Origin of the sequence: Pseudomonas sp. 478 (assembly GCF_003254125.1) — a bacterium.
Lineage (GTDB): Bacteria > Pseudomonadota > Gammaproteobacteria > Pseudomonadales > Pseudomonadaceae > Aquipseudomonas.
In genome coordinates this window covers 124,655-140,377 of record NZ_QKZG01000008.1, presented here as the reverse complement: position 1 = coordinate 140,377, position 15,723 = coordinate 124,655, and the positions used below count along the sequence as shown (strand labels likewise).

The following is a 15,723-nucleotide window of genomic DNA, read 5'->3' as shown; positions in this document are numbered from 1 at the left end:
CGCCATGAAGCTTTGGTGATGCTTATATGACAGCCTTTGAGGAGCCTCCTTATGCTCTGGCAAAACCTGCTGCGCCGCTGTGAACGTCTGCCCGCCAACCCGGACCTGAGCGAGGGTTTCGCGACCTTGTTGCATCAGTTGGGCAACGTCACGCCGTTCGAACTGGCGGTGGCTGGCGGGCGTTTGATGTCGACGCCGGGGCTGGCGTTTCTGGTGGGCTATCAGGCGGCGTTGCGCATGCTCTGGCCGAGCGCGCCGCTGAGCCTCGGCGCGTTGTGCGCGACCGAACAGCGCAGCCTGCGGGTGGCGGACATGCAGACCCGTCTGCACGATTTGCGCCTGAGCGGGCGCAAGGATTTTGTCACCGCAGGCGATGCCGCCGATTGGCTGCTGATCGCTGCTCGCAGTGAAGCCCCCGACGAAAAACCGCGCCTGAGTCTGGCGGTGGTTTATCCCGGTGAACCGGGCGTGCGTCTGGAGAAGCTACCGGCGATCCCGTTGATGCCAGACATCAGCCATGGTCGGCTGTTTCTCGATAACGCTCAGTGCGAACTGTTGGCGGGGGATGGCTGGGAGGCCTACATCAAACCGTTTCGCACCCTTGAAGACATTTACGTTCTGAGCGCCATGACCGCCTGGCTGTACGGCATCGGTCAGGACAGCGACTGGCCGCAAGCCTTGCAACTGCGTTTGCTGGCGCTGCTGGCGGGGTGCGCGGAAGTCAGCCGGCAGGCGCCGAATAATCCGTCCGGGCATGTGTTGCTCGGTGGCTTGTTTGTGCAGTTCGATGGGCTCAAGGCTGAGGTGACTCAGGCACTGGCCGATGGCCCGCCGCAGTGGGCGGCGATGTGGCAGCGTGATCAGGGCGTGATGGATTTGGCGGCGGGGGCGCGGGGGAAGCGGTTGGCCAAGGCACTCGCGGGATCTTCGCTGGATTGACGGGCCCCATCGCGAGCAGGCTCGCTCCCACAAGGGGAATGCATTTCAAATGTGGGAGCGAGCCTGCTCGCGATGGCGGCCGCATTGATAACACCAATCCCGGAACTGTCATCAACCTCTACTAGGCTCAGCAGGCCAATCCCTCCGAGCCCCCACCATGTCCAAAGGCTTGTCCCTGATCTTTATGCTTCTGCTCAGCCTCACGGCCCATGCCGAATACTGGCCTGCCGAGCAATGGTCAACCGGTCCGACAGTCAGCGGGCCGGCGCTTCAAGCCTTGGAGGCATACGCCTTCCCACCCCGTGATGAGGCCACCCGAAAAGGCATCCGCACCGACGCCTTGCTGGTGATCCGCGACGGTCAACTGATCTACGAACGCTACGCCGGCCCGACCACCGCCGACACCCCGCACCTGACCTGGTCCATCAGCAAAAGCCTGATGGCCACGGTCCTCGGCGTGGCCTATGGCGAAGGTCTGTTCAAGCTCCAGGACCCGGTGCAGACATTTTATCCACCGCTGGAAAAACACCCGACGATGACCATGGCCGACCTGCTGCACTGGGCCTCGGGTCTGGATTGGCAGGAAGACTATGAGTACGCGCCCTTGAAATCCTCGGTGGTCGCGATGCTCTACACCCGCGGCCACCCGGACATGGCCGCGTTCACCGCCGATCACGGTGAATACGCCAAACCCGGTCAGGCATTCCGTTACTCCAGCGGTGACAGCAATTTGTTATCCGCTGCGCTGAAAACCATCGTCGGCCCGACCCGCTATCCGGACTATCCATGGACGGCTCTGTTCGAGCCCTTGGGGATTCGCCACGCCGTCTGGGAAAGCGATGCCACGGGAACCTTCGTCGCTTCGTCCTACGCCTACCTCACCGCCCGAGACCTTGCGCGAGTTGGTCTGCTGATGGCCCGCGACGGCCGTTGGGGCGAGCGGCAATTGCTGCCCAAGGACTGGGTCATTTTTAACCGCGAACCTTTCGCCCACTATCAAGCCAATCAAGACGACGCCGTGCCCGGCGGTCATTGGTGGCTCAATCGAGCAGCGGATGGCGCAGCAAAACCCTGGCCCGATGCGCCCGCCGACACCTTCGCCGCGCTGGGTCATTGGGGGCAGGCGATGTACGTGATTCCCGGCGAAAACCTGGTGATCGTGCGTTACGGCGATGACCGCGACGGCAGCTATCGGCACAACGAATTGCTCAAGCTCGCGCTCCAGGCATTTGCCGCGAAGGTGCTGCCATGAAACGTCGCAGCTTCGTTCGTCGCCGACCGCTCGGCACGCTGTTGTTGATCCTGTCGATCGCCTTGCTCGGCTGGATCTGGCAAGAGCGCGTGGCGCTGTGGGCCTTCCCGGAGATCATCAGCGGCTATACCGCCAAGGAATATTGTTCGTGCCGTTACGTGATGAACAACCCGGCCGAGTACTGCCACAGCTATGTGAAGCAGTGGCTGCCGACCAGCGGCTTTACTGATGACCCCGCCAGCAAGCGCGTCACCGTCAGCGGCATGGGCCGCAACAACAGCGCGCAATGGATCAGCGAACGCCAAGGTTGCCGTCTGTCGCCCTGACTTCGGCGAGTTGGGCTTTTGTAGGGAATGTGTTTGACCCAAGATCCGTGGCATTAGAGTTTGCAACCTGCCTCAGGCCAGTTAAGGTTCAGCTCACGTTTATCTGCCCCACGAGTCTCTATGTTCAACCGCGTCCTCTGCAAAACCCTCGCCTTTCTGCTGCTGGCCAGCGCCACGCTGTCGGCCCACGCCGATTGGTATCTGGATGGCGAGTCCTCGCGGCTGTCGTTCATCAGCACCAAAAACACCAGTATCTCCGAGGTGCAGCGCTTTCTGGTGCTGCACGGCAAGGTCGATCCCAAAGGCCTGGCCGAGGTGGAAGTCGAGCTGGACTCGGTCAACAGTGGCATCCCGCTGCGCGATGAGCGCATGCGCAAGGACCTGTTTGAGATCCAGACTTTCCCCCAAGCGCTGATCACCACGCAGATCGATCTGCGGCCAATCAACGATCTGGCGCCCGGCGCGCAACTTGAATTGCGCCTGCCGCTGACCGTCAACCTGCATGGCAAACAACACGAATACAACGCCGAACTGCTGGCGACTCGTCTCGATGACCGGCGCTTCCAGGTGGTGACCCTCGAACCGCTGATCATCAATGCCGCGGATTTCGACCTGGCCCCCGGTCTGGAAAGTTTGCGCAAGGTCGCCGGTTTGTCGGCCATCAGTCTGTCGGTGCCGGTGGGTGCGGTACTGATTTTCACGGCGCGCTGACATGGCCGGCGCAATTTTCCCCTGGCGTGAAGGCAACCGTTTTGAACTGTTGATCGACGGTCCGCAGTTTTTTCCACGGATGTTGGTCGCGATTGCCCGCGCCGAAGAGCAGGTCGAGCTGGAGCTGTACCTGGTGGAGGCGGGTGCCTGTGCCGAGGCGATGGTTCAGGCGTTGGTCCAGGCAGCCGAACGTGGCGTGCGCGTGCGCTGCCTGTTCGATGATTACGGCAGTCTCGCGTTCACCCTGACCTTGCGCCGGCGATTGATGGCGGCGGGCGTGGAACTGCGTTTCTACAATCGCCTGAGCTGGCGGCGCTGGGTGGGTAACTTCTACCGCGATCACCGTAAGTTGTTGCTGGTCGATCAGAGCATGGCCGTGGTGGGCGGCACCGGGGTGACCGATGAATTCTGGACGCCGGGCGAAGACACCAGCGAATGGCACGAAGTGATGGTGGAAATCACCGGTCCTTTGGTCATCGACTGGCAGTTGCTGTTCGACCGTCAATGGATTGCCAACCGCCATCGGCGCGCCTGGAAACCCGCTTCGCATTTCGGCCTGCCGCGTCTGCCACGCGTGCCGTCCGTGGGCGAAGGTATGGGCCGGGTTGCCTATGCCGACGCCCGACAGCACCGGGACATCCTGCAATCATTGACTCGCGCGCTGAACAGCGGCCAGCGGCGGATCTGGCTGGCGACGCCGTATTTCCTGCCGACCTGGAAAGTCCGCCGCTCACTGCGTCGAGCAGCGGGCCGCGGTGTTGACGTGCGTCTGCTGCTGACCGGGCCACGCACCGATCACCCGTCGGTGCGCTACGCCGGGCATCGCTACTACCCGCGATTGCTCAAGGCCGGGGTGACGATCTTCGAATACCAGCCGTGTTTCCTGCACTTGAAAATGGTCCTGATCGACGACTGGGTGAGCATCGGCTCGTGCAATTTCGATCACTGGAATTTGCGCTTCAACCTGGAAGCCAACCTGGAAGCGCTGGACCCGGGGCTGACGCGTGCGGTGGCGGCAAGTTTCGAGAGGGACTTTGCGCAGAGCCAGGTAGTCAGCCTGGAAGCATGGCAACGCCGGCCGTTGTGGCGGCGGGTGAAGCAAAGGATTTGGGGATGGGTGGATCGGCTGGTGGTGAATCTGCTGGATCGACGGGGGTAGTCGTCACACCAAAAAACACTGTGGGAGCGGGCTTGCTCGCGAAAGCGGACTGTCAGTCAGCGATGATGTCGACTGAAAGTCCGCTTTCGCGAGCAAGCCCGCTCCCACAGTTTTATTGCGGTGTTTCAGGGGTTACAGCAATTCGAAGCTCTGCTGCGTCACGTCCTGAGAATCCAGGCCGATCTCCACATTGAACTTGCCCGGTTCTGCCGCGTACTTGAGCTGGGTGTTGTAGAACTTCAGGTCATCTTCGGTGATGGTGAAGTGCACGACTTTCTGTTCGCCGGCCTTGAGCGTGATTTTCTGGAAGTTCTTCAGTTCCTTGAGCGGGCGGATCATCGAGCCGGTCACGTCCTGGATGTACAACTGCACCACGGTTTCGCCGTCACGCTTGCCGGTGTTTTTCACCATGACGCTGGCGTCCAGCTTGCCGGTTTTGTTCAGTGTGGTCGACGACAGCGCCATGTCGCTCAGGCTGAAATCGGTGTAGCTCAGACCGAAGCCGAACGGGAACAGAGGACCTGTGGTGTCATCGAAATACTGCGAGGTGTAGTTGCCCGGTTTGCCCGGCGTGAACGGCCGGCCAATGCTCAGGTGGTTGTAGTAGGTCGGAATCTGGCCTACCGAACGCGGGAAAGTGATCGGCAATTTGCCCGACGGGTTGTAGTCGCCGAACAGCACGTCGGCGATGGCGTTGCCGCCTTCGGTACCGGTGAACCAGGTTTCCAGGATTGCGTCGGCCTGTTCCTTCTCTTCGAGAATCGTCAGCGGACGGCCGTTCATCAATACCAGCACCAGCGGTTTGCCGGTGGCCTTCAGGGCCTTGATCAAATCGCGCTGGTTGGCCGGGATGTTCAGGTCGGTGCGGCTCGACGATTCGTGGGACATGCCACGGGACTCGCCCACTGCTGCCACCACCACATCGGCATCCTTGGCGGCTTTCACCGCTTCGTCGATCAGCACTTGGGCCGAGCGCGGATCGTCCACCACTTCCGGTGCGTCGAAGTTGAGGAAGTTCAGGTAATCCAGGACCTTCTTGTCGCTGGTGATGTTGGCGCCACGGGCGTAGATCAGCGTCGATTGCGCGCCCAGTGCCGTGGTCATGCCGTCGAACAGGGTCACCGATTGCGCGGGCTTACCGGCGGCGGCCCAGCTGCCCATCATGTCGATCGGTGCCTTGGCCAGCGGGCCGACCAGGGCGATTTTCGCGGTTTTCTTCAGCGGCAGGGTTTCGCCCTGGTTCTTCAGCAACACCATGCTGCGACGCGCGACATCACGGGCCTCGGCGCGGTGCAAGCGGCTTTCGGCGTACGTGTCGGCCGGATCATCCTCAGCCTTGCCGATGCGCAGGTACGGGTCCTTGAACAGGCCCATGTCGTACTTGGCGGCGAGCACTTCACGCACGGCGTTGTCGATGTCGCTTTGCTGGATCTCACCCGCCTTCAACAGCCCCGGCAGCTCTTTGCCGTAGAGGGTGTCGTTCATGCTCATGTCGATGCCGGCCTTGATCGCCAGCTTCGCGGCTTCGCGACCGTCACGGGCAACGCCGTGTTTGATCAGCTCGAAAATCGCCCCATGGTCGCTGACGGCCAGGCCTTTGAAACCCCATTGCTTGCGCAACAGGTCGTTCATCAGCCAGGTGTTGGCGGTGGCCGGCACGCCGTTGATCGAGTTCAGCGCGACCATTACCCCGCCAGCACCGGCGTCGATAGCCGCACGGTACGGTGGCAGGTAGTCCTGGAACATCTTGACCGGGCTCATGTCGACGACGTTGTAGTCGCGACCGCCCTCGACCGCGCCATACAGGGCAAAGTGCTTGACGCTGGCCATGATGCTGTCGGCCGCGTTCGCGCCCGTGCCCTGGAAGGCTTTGACCATCACGCCGGCAATGCGCGACACCAGGTACGTGTCTTCACCGAAGCCTTCGGAAGTCCGGCCCCAGCGCGGGTCGCGGGAGATGTCGACCATCGGCGCGAAGGTGATGTCGAGGCTGTCCGCCGCGGCTTCCTTGGCGGCGATGCGCCCGGACAGGCCGATGGCGTCCATGTCCCAACTCGAGGCCAGGGCTATCGGAATCGGGAAAATGGTGCGATGGCCGTGGATCACGTCATAGGCGAAGAACATCGGGATCTTCAGCCGGCTGCGCATGGCCGCGTCCTGCATCGGACGGTTTTCCGGGCGGGTGATCGAGTTGAACGTGCCACCGATATTGCCGGCAGCGATTTCCTTGCGGATCAGCTCCCGAGGCATTTCCGGGCCGATGCTGATCAGGCGCAACTGACCGATCTTTTCATCGAGGGTCATTTGCTTCATCAGGTTGCTGATGAACGCGTCCTTGTTTTCCAGAGGAGCGGGCGTCGTGGCGGCCAATACGTTATGACTGGCCAGGCTGACGAACAGGCCCAGCAAACACAGCTTCTTCATGAATAGTTTTCTCAAAAGCCTAAACGGCAGTGAATACGCGCCGGTCAGCCAAAATTTAGGGAGCGACTATTGTTGTTCAGGTAAATGCAGCACACTTCCGCGTGTTTTCGCGCTGGGGCATCTTTTAGCCCATTGGCTCGATGCAATCCAGTGGCGGCGGCAGATTATGCCCCAAGAGCCGGGTTCAAAGTTCGAAGGTTGTTTTTCAACGGAATGTGCAAGGGAGCATTAACCAGATGAATGTACGACACCACTATCGGTCGAGCCTGCAAGTTGCAGCCTTGATGTTGCTGACCACACTGCTGGCCGGCTGCGGCATCAACACGATTCCTACCCTCGACGAACAAGCCAAGGCCGCCTGGGGCCAGGTGCAGAACCAGTACCAGCGCCGCGCCGACCTGATTCCCAACCTGGTGGAAACCGTCAAGGGCTACGCCAAGCACGAAGAAGAAACCCTGACCGCGGTGGTTGAAGCCCGAGCCAAGGCCACTTCGATCCAGGTCGATGCCAAAACCCTGGATAACCCGGAAAAACTCAAACAGTTCCAGCAGGCCCAGGATCAACTGACCGGTGCCTTGAGCCGTTTGATGGTGGTGTCCGAGCGTTACCCGGACCTCAAGGCCAACCAGAACTTCCTGGCGTTGCAATCGCAACTTGAAGGCACCGAGAACCGCATTGCCGTGGCGCGCCGGGACTTCATCCTCGCCGTGCAGAAATACAACACGGAACTGCGGACCTTCCCCGGTCGCCTGTGGCACTCGGTGATGTACAGCGATTTGCCAATCCGCGAAACTTTCGAGGCCACCAGCCCCGATGCGGAAAAAGCGCCTCAAGTGAAGTTCCAGTAAGCGCCGGTATGGGCTTGAAGCGTCACCAAGGATGAGGTTGCCAATGCGTGTGTTGAAAGTTGGCCTGGTGCTGTTGCTCTGGGTGTTTGCCCTGACGGCCCAGGCTGCGTTGAAGTTTCCGGAACTGACCGGGCGGGTGGTCGATAACGCCCAGATGATCGAGCCTGCGGTGCGTGAGCAGCTGACGCAACAGCTTCAGGCCCATGAAAAAGCCACCGGTGAGCAGCTGGTGGTGGTCACGCTGCCGGATTTGCAGGGTACCGACATTGCGGACTTCGGTTATCAACTGGGGCGCTACTGGGGTATTGGCCAGAAGGACAAGAACAACGGTGCATTGCTGATCGTCGCGCGCGATGATCGCAAGCTGCGGATTGAAGTCGGTTATGGCCTGGAAGATCGGCTGACCGATGCGCAGAGCTCGGTGATCATCAATCAGGTGATCACCCCGGCGTTCAAGACCGGTAATTTCAGCAAGGGCATCAGCGACGGGGTCGCGGCGATGCTCGTGGTGCTGGGCGGCAATCCACTGGATGAGCCGTCCACGGTGTATGACTCCGGCGGCAATCAGGAAAGCGACTTCGTCTCACGGCATCCGGGGATCTTCGTGTTTCTGGTGATGCTGTTCATCCTGACGGTATTTGTCTGCCAGATGCTCGGGATCCTGCCCAGCGGCGGCGGTCGAGGCGGTTCTAGCGGCGGATTCGGCGGTGGAGGTTTTGGTGGTGGCGGTGGAGGCGGGGGCTTCAGCGGCGGCGGGGGCAGTTTCGGGGGAGGCGGTTCCTCGGGCGGCTGGTGATCACACAACAATAGCGAGTGGGCATTCTTAAACATGGCATTACTGACTGAACACGAACAACGCAAAGTTGCCGAGGCGATTGCCCGGGTCGAGCGCGACACCGACGCCGAACTGGTGACCGTGCTCGCGGCCCGCGCCGACGACTATGCATACATCCCGCTGCTCTGGGCCAGCCTGCTGGCGCTGGTCGTGCCGGGTATCGTGCATTACCTCACGGGCTGGCTGACCCTGCACAGTTTGCTGCTGGTGCAATGGATCAGTTTCATCGTGCTGTGCCTGGTGTTCAGGATTCCAAAAATCACCACGCACCTGGTCCCGCGCTCGGTGCGTCACTGGCGCGCCTCGAACCTGGCGCGCCGGCAGTTTCTGGAGCAGAACCTGCACCACACAGTGGGCGGCACCGGGATGCTGATTTTTGTCTGCGAGGCTGAACGCTATGTGGAAATTCTGGTGGATGAAGGGATTTCCAAACGGCTGGACAACAAGAACTGGGAGGGAATTGTTGCGGCGTTCACTCAGCAGGTGAAGCAGGGGCAGACGTTGCAGGGATTTGTGACGTGTGTGGAGGCGTGTGGCGAGTTGCTCAAGGTGCATGTGCCGGTGACGCATGTGAGGAATGAGTTGCCGAATCGGTTGGTGGTGTTGGGGTAGGCTTCTGGATTCTTGTTCGACTTAGATCCCGCTCCTCACCCCAGCCCTCCCGAAACGTCGGACCGCCCCAAAGGGGAGAGGGAGCCGACCGAGTGGTACTTTCGAGCTGCATCGACCTGAAATTTCGAGTCGAACTCAGGTGTTGAAAAGCACGGAGATCAGCTCCCTTTCCCCCTCTCCCCTCTGGGGAGAGGGCTGGGGTGAGGGGTGGTTTTCAAGCCGTTCGGTAAATAACTGCGTGTCCCGAACGGCCATCCCCCCTAAAATACCCGCCATTCCCCGATCCGCACCGCCCGAGGCTGTTTTTCCCATGTCTGTCACCGCCACTCCCGCCAGCCTCGCGCCGGATCACCACGCCCAGTTCATCGACCTGCTGCAATCCAGCCTCGACGATAACGCCTTCATCAAACTGGTGCTAGCCAAGTACGTCGGCACTGAAGTGGACTTGCAGCGGCTGATCATCAAGCAGCTGACGGTCAAGGATCAGCCCTGCCTCTCCTTCGTCTACCGCTACAAAACCCGCGACATCACCAAGAATTTGCCGATTGCCGAGGGCGTAGCGACCATCGCCGCACTCTTGCCGGCATCGTTCAAAAATGCGCATTTGCTGTCGTTAACGGATGAAGCTCAGCTGGAATACAGCAAAAAGGGCAAGTCTTCGCTGTTCAAGAGCAAACCTCAGCAATTGCGTGAAGTGCCGTCCGCTGAGCATAACCGCGAGAAGAACCGCTTTCTCGACCTGAGCCGGCCGTTCCTCGCCGACCTTGGTGTGACGAACAGCAAGCACGAGCTGATCCCGGCGATGTCGCGCAAGTGGAAGCAGATCAACAAGTTCATCGAAGTCTTCAGCCATGCGCTGACCACCTCACCGCTGGCGCTGGACAAGCCGGTTCAGGTGGCGGATTTCGGCTCGGGCAAGGGTTACCTGACGTTCGCGATCCATGACTATCTGCGCAACACCTTGAAGGCCGAAGGCGTGGTGACCGGCGTCGAGTTGCGCGAAGAGATGGTGGATTTGTGCAACGCCGCGGCCGCAAAGCTCGAGCATCCAGGGCTGGTGTTCAAGTGCGGCGATGTGCGCAGCGTGGCGCCGAGCGAGCTGGACGTGATGATCGCGCTGCATGCCTGCGACATCGCCACCGACTACGCGATCCACACCGGCATCCGTTCCGGCGCCTCGATCATCATGTGCTCGCCGTGCTGCCACAAGCAGATCCGCCTGCAGATCCAGAGCCCGGCGCTGCTCAAGCCAATGCTGCAATACGGTCTGCATTTGGGCCAGCAAGCGGAAATGGTCACCGACAGTTTGCGCGCGTTGTTCCTGGAAGCCTGCGGTTACGAGACCAAGGTGTTCGAGTTCATCTCACTGGACCACACCAACAAGAACAAAATGATCCTGGCGGTCAAACGTGCCGAGCCGGTTGATCCGGCCCAGCTGTTGGTGAAGATTCAGGAGCTGAAGGATTTCTACCAGATCAGCGAACATTGCCTGGAAACCCTGCTGCGGGCTGACGGCTACCTCTGATCCCTGTGGGAGCGGGCTTGCTCGCGAAGGGGCCGTAACATTCAACATCTGCGTTGGCTGTTAGTCCGCCTTCGCGAGCAAGCCCGCTCCCACAGGGGGCTTGACCGCGGTTTTGCGTCCCAGCATCACGGTCACGATCACCCCGGCGGCAAACAGCCAGGTGATCGGCTCGATGTGTTCGCCGAAGAACAGCGCCGAAAAAGCGATGGTGAAGAAGATCTGCAACAGCTGGATCTGACTGACCCGGGCAATCCCCCCCATCGCCAACCCGGCGTACCAGGCGAAGAAACCGATGAACTGCGAGAACAGCGAGACGTAACCGAAGGCCCACCAGGTCTTGGCCGAAATCTCGCCCTGATGTTGCAGCGCCAGGTACACCACCGGCCCGATCAGCAACGGCGTCGACAGCACCAATGCCCAACAGATCACCTGCCAACCGCCCATCTCCTTGGCCAATCGGCCGCCCTCTGCATAACCCAGGCCGCCAACGGCAATCGCGCCGAGCATCAGCAAATCACCGGCCTGAATGCTGCCGGCCCCGCTGATCAGCGCATAACCCAGCACCAGCGCGCTGCCCAGCGCAGCGCAGGCCCAGAAGGCTTTCGACGGTCGTTCGTGGGACAACCACGCGGCGTACAGCGCCACGCACAACGGCTGTAAGCCGTTGACCAGCGCACCGTGAGACGCCGGCAAGGTTTGCATGGCCCAGGCCGACAATACCGGGAAGCCGAGGATCACCCCGGCAATCACCAGGGTCAGGCCTTTGACCTGTTTCCAGGTCGGCCATTTTTCCCGACGCCAGAGCAACAGCAACGCCGCCGGAACCGCCGCGAACAGCGCACGGCCCAGGCCGTTGAGCAGCGGATGGAGTTCCTGCACGACGATCCGTGTGAAGGGCAGGGTGAGACTGAAGATCACAACGCCGAGCAGGCCGAGGGCCATGCCGGTGTTTTCGCGCGAGGACATGATGGCAACCAGAATCGAGGGTGGCGGGAAGACCTTCATCTAGCCATAAACCCGGCGTTTGCTGCTGTTACAGCTAGGCGCAGAGTTATCCGTACAGTTTGAGGGCCCCTTCGACTTGCTCGCGAAGAACGATGACGCGGTAGTAGCTGGTTATTACCCGACCCTGCAGATAAGGACTACTTTGAATACTCCTACGTATTTTCCAGAGGAGTCCTCCCCATGGCCGCTAAAAAAATTCTGATGCTGGTCGGCGATTACGTCGAAGACTACGAAGTGATGGTGCCGTTTCAGGCGCTGCTGATGGTCGGCCACACGGTGCACGCCGTTTGCCCGGACAAAACCGCCGGTCAGACCGTACGCACGGCAATCCATGACTTCGAAGGCGACCAGACCTACAGCGAAAAACCCGGTCACCTGTTTGCCCTGAACTTCGACTTCGCTAAGGTCAAGTCCGAGGACTATGACGCCCTGCTGGTGCCGGGTGGTCGTGCGCCGGAGTACCTGCGCCTGAACGAAAAAGTCCTGGAGCTGGTGCGCGCGTTCGACAAGGCCGGCAAACCGATCGCCGCCGTGTGTCACGGTGCTCAATTGCTCGCGGCCGCGGGGATTCTCGAAGGTCGTGAGTGCAGCGCCTACCCGGCCTGTGCTCCGGAAGTGCGCCTGGCGGGCGGTACGTTCATCGATATCCCGGTGACGGAAGGTCATGTTCAGGGCAATCTGGCCACTGCTCCGGCCTGGCCGGCGCACCCGAGCTGGCTCGCCGGTTTCCTCGGGTTGCTGGGCACCAAAATCACGCTGTAACGAGGGACCTTTCCATGTGCGAGCTCTACGTCAAAGCCGATCCGATTCTCTACGAGTCGCGCTCCCGCTCGCTGCGCATCTGCGGGGTGGTCACCACCCTGCGGCTGGAGAATCAGTTCTGGGACATCCTCAGCGAAATCGCCGAGGTCGACGGCATGACCACCAACCAGTTGATCGCCAAGCTGTATGAAGAGGTGATGGACTACCGCGGCGAGGTGGTGAATTTCGCCTCGTTTTTGCGGGTCAGTTGTACCCGTTATCTGAGTCAGCGACGGGTGCAGGCGCCGGAGCTATCGGTGGTGCGTGCGGTGGTGAAATAGCGCAGACCGTGTCGACCCCTTCGCGGGCAAGCCCGCTCCCACAATGGATCGATGTACACAATTCCCCTGTGGGAGCGGGCTTGCTCGCGAAGGGGCCGGTACAGGCGACAAAAATCCTCGCCTGGTCTTTACTCTGAAGCGCAAAACCTCTCAATTGCCAAGGAGAAAGAGCATGTCTGGATGGTATGAAGTGAGCAAAAGCAGCAATGGTCAGTTCAAATTTGTACTGAAGGCCGCTAACGCGGAAACCATTCTGACCAGCGAGCTGTACACCACCCGCGCTGCCGCTGACAAAGGCATCGTGTCGGTTCAGAGCAACAGCCCGAAGGATGAACGCTACGAGAAGAAAACCACCAAGGATGGCCATCCTTACTTCAACCTCAAGGCTGCTAACCACGAGATCATCGGTAGCAGCGAGGCTTACACCTCCGCTGCCGCGCTGGAGAAAGGCATCGCCAGCGTCAAAGCCAACGGACCGACCACGGTGATCAAGGACAAGACCCTGCCAGTGCTTTGAATCCCGATACAAATTTCCTGTTGCTTTTAATGATCGTTCCCACGCTCCGCGTTGGAATGCCTCTGGGGACGCTCCGCGTCCAGTGACGCGGAGCGTCACGGGCTGCATTCCCACGCAGAGCGTGGGAACGATCTTATGGCCTTCAGACCTCGACTGGGACTGTGAGCTTAGGACTCCCCAACGCATGCGTCTTCGAATCAAAAAACCGCAACTCACTCCCGGTGCCTTCAAACACCTTCGCGTAATGCCGCTTCTGGTGCTGAATGAACGCCTTGCTGCGCGGATAAATCGAGATCGCCACCCTTTGCGGTTTCGCCTGGCGCAAGGCGTGAATGATGTGGCTGTCCTGCTCACCCAGGGCATGGCCAAACAGGCATAACCCGTCGCCATGGCCAAGTAACTGGTCGTAGCAGAACGACAGATAGTCCGAGCTGCGAATGGTCTTGAGCTTGTCCTGCGCCGGACCTTCATTGACGAACAGCGGCACGTCGTCGAGGGTCTTGATCGTGTTGTTGATCGCGAAACTGCCGAGCAACGTACCCTCGGTCGACATCAGTTTGCGCGCCGTGCCGTCCTGATTTCGCACCAGATGCAACCCGCCATGCAGGTAAAGTAGCCGGGTTTTATCGGTCGCCGTGGCGCTTAGATCGAAGCTTGATTCTGCCCCCTGAAACAGGTCGCTGATCGCATCAGGCTGGTGCTGGGTCGCCCAGTAATTGAGCAGATCGTAGTTGGTGGTGAACACGGTCCGGTAGCGGCCCAGTTCCTGATTGATCGTCGCCAGCGACGAAGGCACCACCAGCCGCCACGGGATGTGCACCGCGTGCACGGTGTTGATCAGCGCTTCCTTGATCGCGTAGTAACGATTGCGCGGCGCGGCGGAACTCACGGCCAGGGCCTTGTTGACCCGGCTGGTGGTTTTCAGCGCGCTGAGCACCTGCTCGAAGCTGCGCGTCTGCATGGCGTCGAACACGCTCAGCTCGGACTGGCTCAGGGGTTTTTCTTCGACGGTACGGGCGTTTTCGAACAGCGAGTCGTAGCCGAAATCGTCCCACACGGCGCGACTGGCGCCGTTGCCCACCAGCAGGCCGCTGAACGAGGCGGTGGCGCGCAAGGCGTTCCAGTCTTCAAGTTGGGCATCAACATCCTGGAAATCGGTCATTGCGTTCAAAGTCTCAAAGCAGAAGGTCTGATGGGGGGCGACTTTATCACGACCAAGACTTGAGCCAGATCAAGTTACTTCATGACCGATAGGTCGATCCTGTGGGTCCCCGCTGGATCGGCGCTAACGATTCGGCCTCAGCCAGGAGACTCGCTCATGAGCAGCACGTTTTTCATCCCCGCCGTGAACATCATGGGCATCGGTTGCCTCGACGAAGCCATGGACGCCATTCGCAAGTACGGTTTTCGCAAGGCGCTGATCGTCACCGACGTCGGGCTGGCCAAGGCGGGCGTAGCGAAGATGATTGCCGAGAAGTTGGCGATGCAGGACATCGATTCGGTGATTTTCGACGGCGCCAAGCCTAACCCGAGCATCGCCAACGTCGAGATCGGTCTGGGTCTGCTGAAGGAAACCCGCTGTGATTTCGTGGTGTCCCTGGGCGGCGGTTCGCCCCATGACTGCGCCAAAGGCATCGCGTTGTGCGCAACCAACGGCGGGCAGATTGGCGATTACGAAGGCGTCGATCAATCCACCCAGCCGCAACTGCCGCTGATCGCCATCAACACCACCGCCGGCACCGCCAGCGAGATGACCCGTTTCTGTATCATCACCGACGAGTCCCGTCACGTGAAAATGGCCATTGTCGATCGCAACGTCACGCCGCTGCTGTCGGTCAACGACCCGGCGCTGATGGTCGCCATGCCCAAGGGCCTGACGGCTGCCACTGGCATGGACGCACTGACCCACGCCATCGAAGCCTACGTTTCCACGGCGGCCAATCCGATCACCGATGCCTGCGCACTGAAGGCGATCACGTTGATCAGCAACAACCTGCGCCTGGCCGTCCGCGACGGCAGTGACATGGCCGCGCGGGAAAACATGGCCTACGCGCAGTTCCTCGCTGGCATGGCGTTCAATAACGCATCCCTGGGTTTTGTCCACGCCATGGCCCACCAGTTGGGCGGGTTCTACGACTTGCCTCATGGTGTGTGCAACGCGGTCTTGCTGCCCCACGTACAAAGCTTTAACGCGCTGGTTTGCGCCGATCGCCTTACCGATGTCGCCCTTGCGATGGGCGTCGATGTTCGCGGTTTTACCCCGGAAGCGGGCGCCCAAGCGGCCATCGTGGCGATCCGCAGCCTGTCCAAAGACGTGGAAATCCCCGCCGGTTTGCGTGAGCTCGGCGCCAAGCTCAACGACATCCCGATGCTCGCCAGCAATGCCTTGAAAGATGCGTGTGGCCTGACCAATCCTCGCGTGGCGGATCAGCGTCAGATCGAGGAGATTTTCCGCAGCGCGTTTTAGGAAGTATTGCGTTGGGCGCGA

Annotated in this window: 16 protein-coding genes; 13 read left to right on the top strand and 3 right to left on the bottom strand. The window is 60.5% G+C overall.

Annotated elements, in window-relative coordinates; translation table 11 throughout:
* The first annotated feature begins 51 nt into the window (after nt 1–51).
* The 5 genes from DFS28_RS18090 (at nt 52) to DFS28_RS18070 (ending at nt 4,387) form a co-directional block, all read left to right on the top strand.
* The gene (locus tag DFS28_RS18090; RefSeq protein ID WP_111450910.1) at nt 52–939 is read left to right on the top strand and encodes an acyl-CoA dehydrogenase family protein; all 888 of its coding nucleotides are present in this window, start codon (nt 52–54) and stop codon (nt 937–939) included.
* Between the two features lie 157 nt (nt 940–1,096).
* Nucleotides 1,097–2,191: a serine hydrolase gene (locus tag DFS28_RS18085; protein WP_111450909.1), complete on the top strand. Its 1,095-nt coding sequence runs from the start codon at nt 1,097–1,099 to the stop codon at nt 2,189–2,191.
* Nucleotides 2,188–2,517 (top strand): amidase, encoded by a 330-nt coding sequence (locus DFS28_RS18080; protein WP_111450908.1) that lies wholly within the window; start codon nt 2,188–2,190, stop codon nt 2,515–2,517. Before DFS28_RS18085 ends, DFS28_RS18080 begins: the two co-directional genes overlap by 4 nt.
* Before the next feature lie 120 nt (nt 2,518–2,637).
* Nucleotides 2,638–3,228 carry a YceI family protein gene (locus DFS28_RS18075; protein ID WP_111450907.1) on the top strand — a complete coding sequence of 197 codons (591 nt, stop codon included), beginning with the start codon at nt 2,638–2,640 and terminating at the stop codon, nt 3,226–3,228.
* A 1-nt stretch (nt 3,229) separates the two neighbouring features.
* The gene (locus tag DFS28_RS18070) at nt 3,230–4,387 is read left to right on the top strand and encodes a phosphatidylserine/phosphatidylglycerophosphate/cardiolipin synthase family protein (protein WP_111450906.1); all 1,158 of its coding nucleotides are present in this window, start codon (nt 3,230–3,232) and stop codon (nt 4,385–4,387) included.
* Nucleotides 4,388–4,519: 132 nt separating this feature from the next.
* Here the strand turns inward: DFS28_RS18070 and bglX are convergent, their stop codons facing one another.
* Nucleotides 4,520–6,811, bottom strand: a complete 2,292-nt coding sequence (bglX, locus tag DFS28_RS18065; RefSeq protein ID WP_111450905.1) for a beta-glucosidase BglX — start codon at nt 6,809–6,811, stop codon at nt 4,520–4,522.
* A 236-nt stretch (nt 6,812–7,047) separates the two neighbouring features.
* Between bglX and DFS28_RS18060 the strand changes: the two genes are divergently transcribed.
* The 4 genes from DFS28_RS18060 to DFS28_RS18045 all read left to right on the top strand — a co-directional run bounded on the left by DFS28_RS18060 (nt 7,048) and on the right by DFS28_RS18045 (nt 10,631).
* Nucleotides 7,048–7,659, top strand: coding sequence for a LemA family protein (locus DFS28_RS18060; RefSeq protein ID WP_111450904.1), 612 nt, complete (start codon nt 7,048–7,050; stop codon nt 7,657–7,659).
* Between the two features lie 43 nt (nt 7,660–7,702).
* Nucleotides 7,703–8,455, top strand: a complete 753-nt coding sequence (locus DFS28_RS18055; protein WP_111450903.1) for a YgcG family protein — start codon at nt 7,703–7,705, stop codon at nt 8,453–8,455.
* 33 nt (nt 8,456–8,488) lie between these two features.
* Nucleotides 8,489–9,106 carry a TPM domain-containing protein gene (locus DFS28_RS18050; RefSeq protein WP_111450902.1) on the top strand — a complete coding sequence of 206 codons (618 nt, stop codon included), beginning with the start codon at nt 8,489–8,491 and terminating at the stop codon, nt 9,104–9,106.
* Nucleotides 9,107–9,416: 310 nt separating this feature from the next.
* A complete protein-coding gene (locus tag DFS28_RS18045; protein ID WP_111450901.1) occupies nt 9,417–10,631 on the top strand; it encodes an SAM-dependent methyltransferase in 1,215 nt (404 codons plus the stop codon).
* Nucleotides 10,632–10,691: 60 nt separating this feature from the next.
* On the opposite strand, the gene DFS28_RS18040 is transcribed toward DFS28_RS18045, so the two are convergent.
* Nucleotides 10,692–11,597 carry a DMT family transporter gene (locus DFS28_RS18040; RefSeq protein ID WP_111451038.1) on the bottom strand — a complete coding sequence of 302 codons (906 nt, stop codon included), beginning with the start codon at nt 11,595–11,597 and terminating at the stop codon, nt 10,692–10,694.
* 219 nt (nt 11,598–11,816) lie between these two features.
* On the opposite strand from DFS28_RS18040, the gene DFS28_RS18035 reads away from it, so the two are divergent.
* The 3 genes from DFS28_RS18035 to DFS28_RS18020 all read left to right on the top strand — a co-directional run bounded on the left by DFS28_RS18035 (nt 11,817) and on the right by DFS28_RS18020 (nt 13,235).
* On the top strand, nt 11,817–12,398 hold the full coding sequence (locus tag DFS28_RS18035) for a DJ-1/PfpI family protein (RefSeq protein ID WP_008152949.1): 582 nt from the start codon (nt 11,817–11,819) through the stop codon (nt 12,396–12,398).
* A 14-nt stretch (nt 12,399–12,412) separates the two neighbouring features.
* On the top strand, nt 12,413–12,718 hold the full coding sequence (locus DFS28_RS18030; protein ID WP_008025707.1) for a ribbon-helix-helix domain-containing protein: 306 nt from the start codon (nt 12,413–12,415) through the stop codon (nt 12,716–12,718).
* A 172-nt stretch (nt 12,719–12,890) separates the two neighbouring features.
* Nucleotides 12,891–13,235 (top strand): YegP family protein, encoded by a 345-nt coding sequence (locus tag DFS28_RS18020; RefSeq protein ID WP_008152953.1) that lies wholly within the window; start codon nt 12,891–12,893, stop codon nt 13,233–13,235.
* 142 nt (nt 13,236–13,377) lie between these two features.
* On the opposite strand, the gene DFS28_RS18015 is transcribed toward DFS28_RS18020, so the two are convergent.
* On the bottom strand, nt 13,378–14,397 hold the full coding sequence (locus DFS28_RS18015; protein ID WP_074874229.1) for a DUF4917 family protein: 1,020 nt from the start codon (nt 14,395–14,397) through the stop codon (nt 13,378–13,380).
* 156 nt (nt 14,398–14,553) lie between these two features.
* Between DFS28_RS18015 and yiaY the strand changes: the two genes are divergently transcribed.
* Nucleotides 14,554–15,702: an L-threonine dehydrogenase gene (gene yiaY / locus DFS28_RS18010; protein ID WP_111450899.1), complete on the top strand. Its 1,149-nt coding sequence runs from the start codon at nt 14,554–14,556 to the stop codon at nt 15,700–15,702.
* Nucleotides 15,703–15,723: the final 21 nt, after the last annotated feature.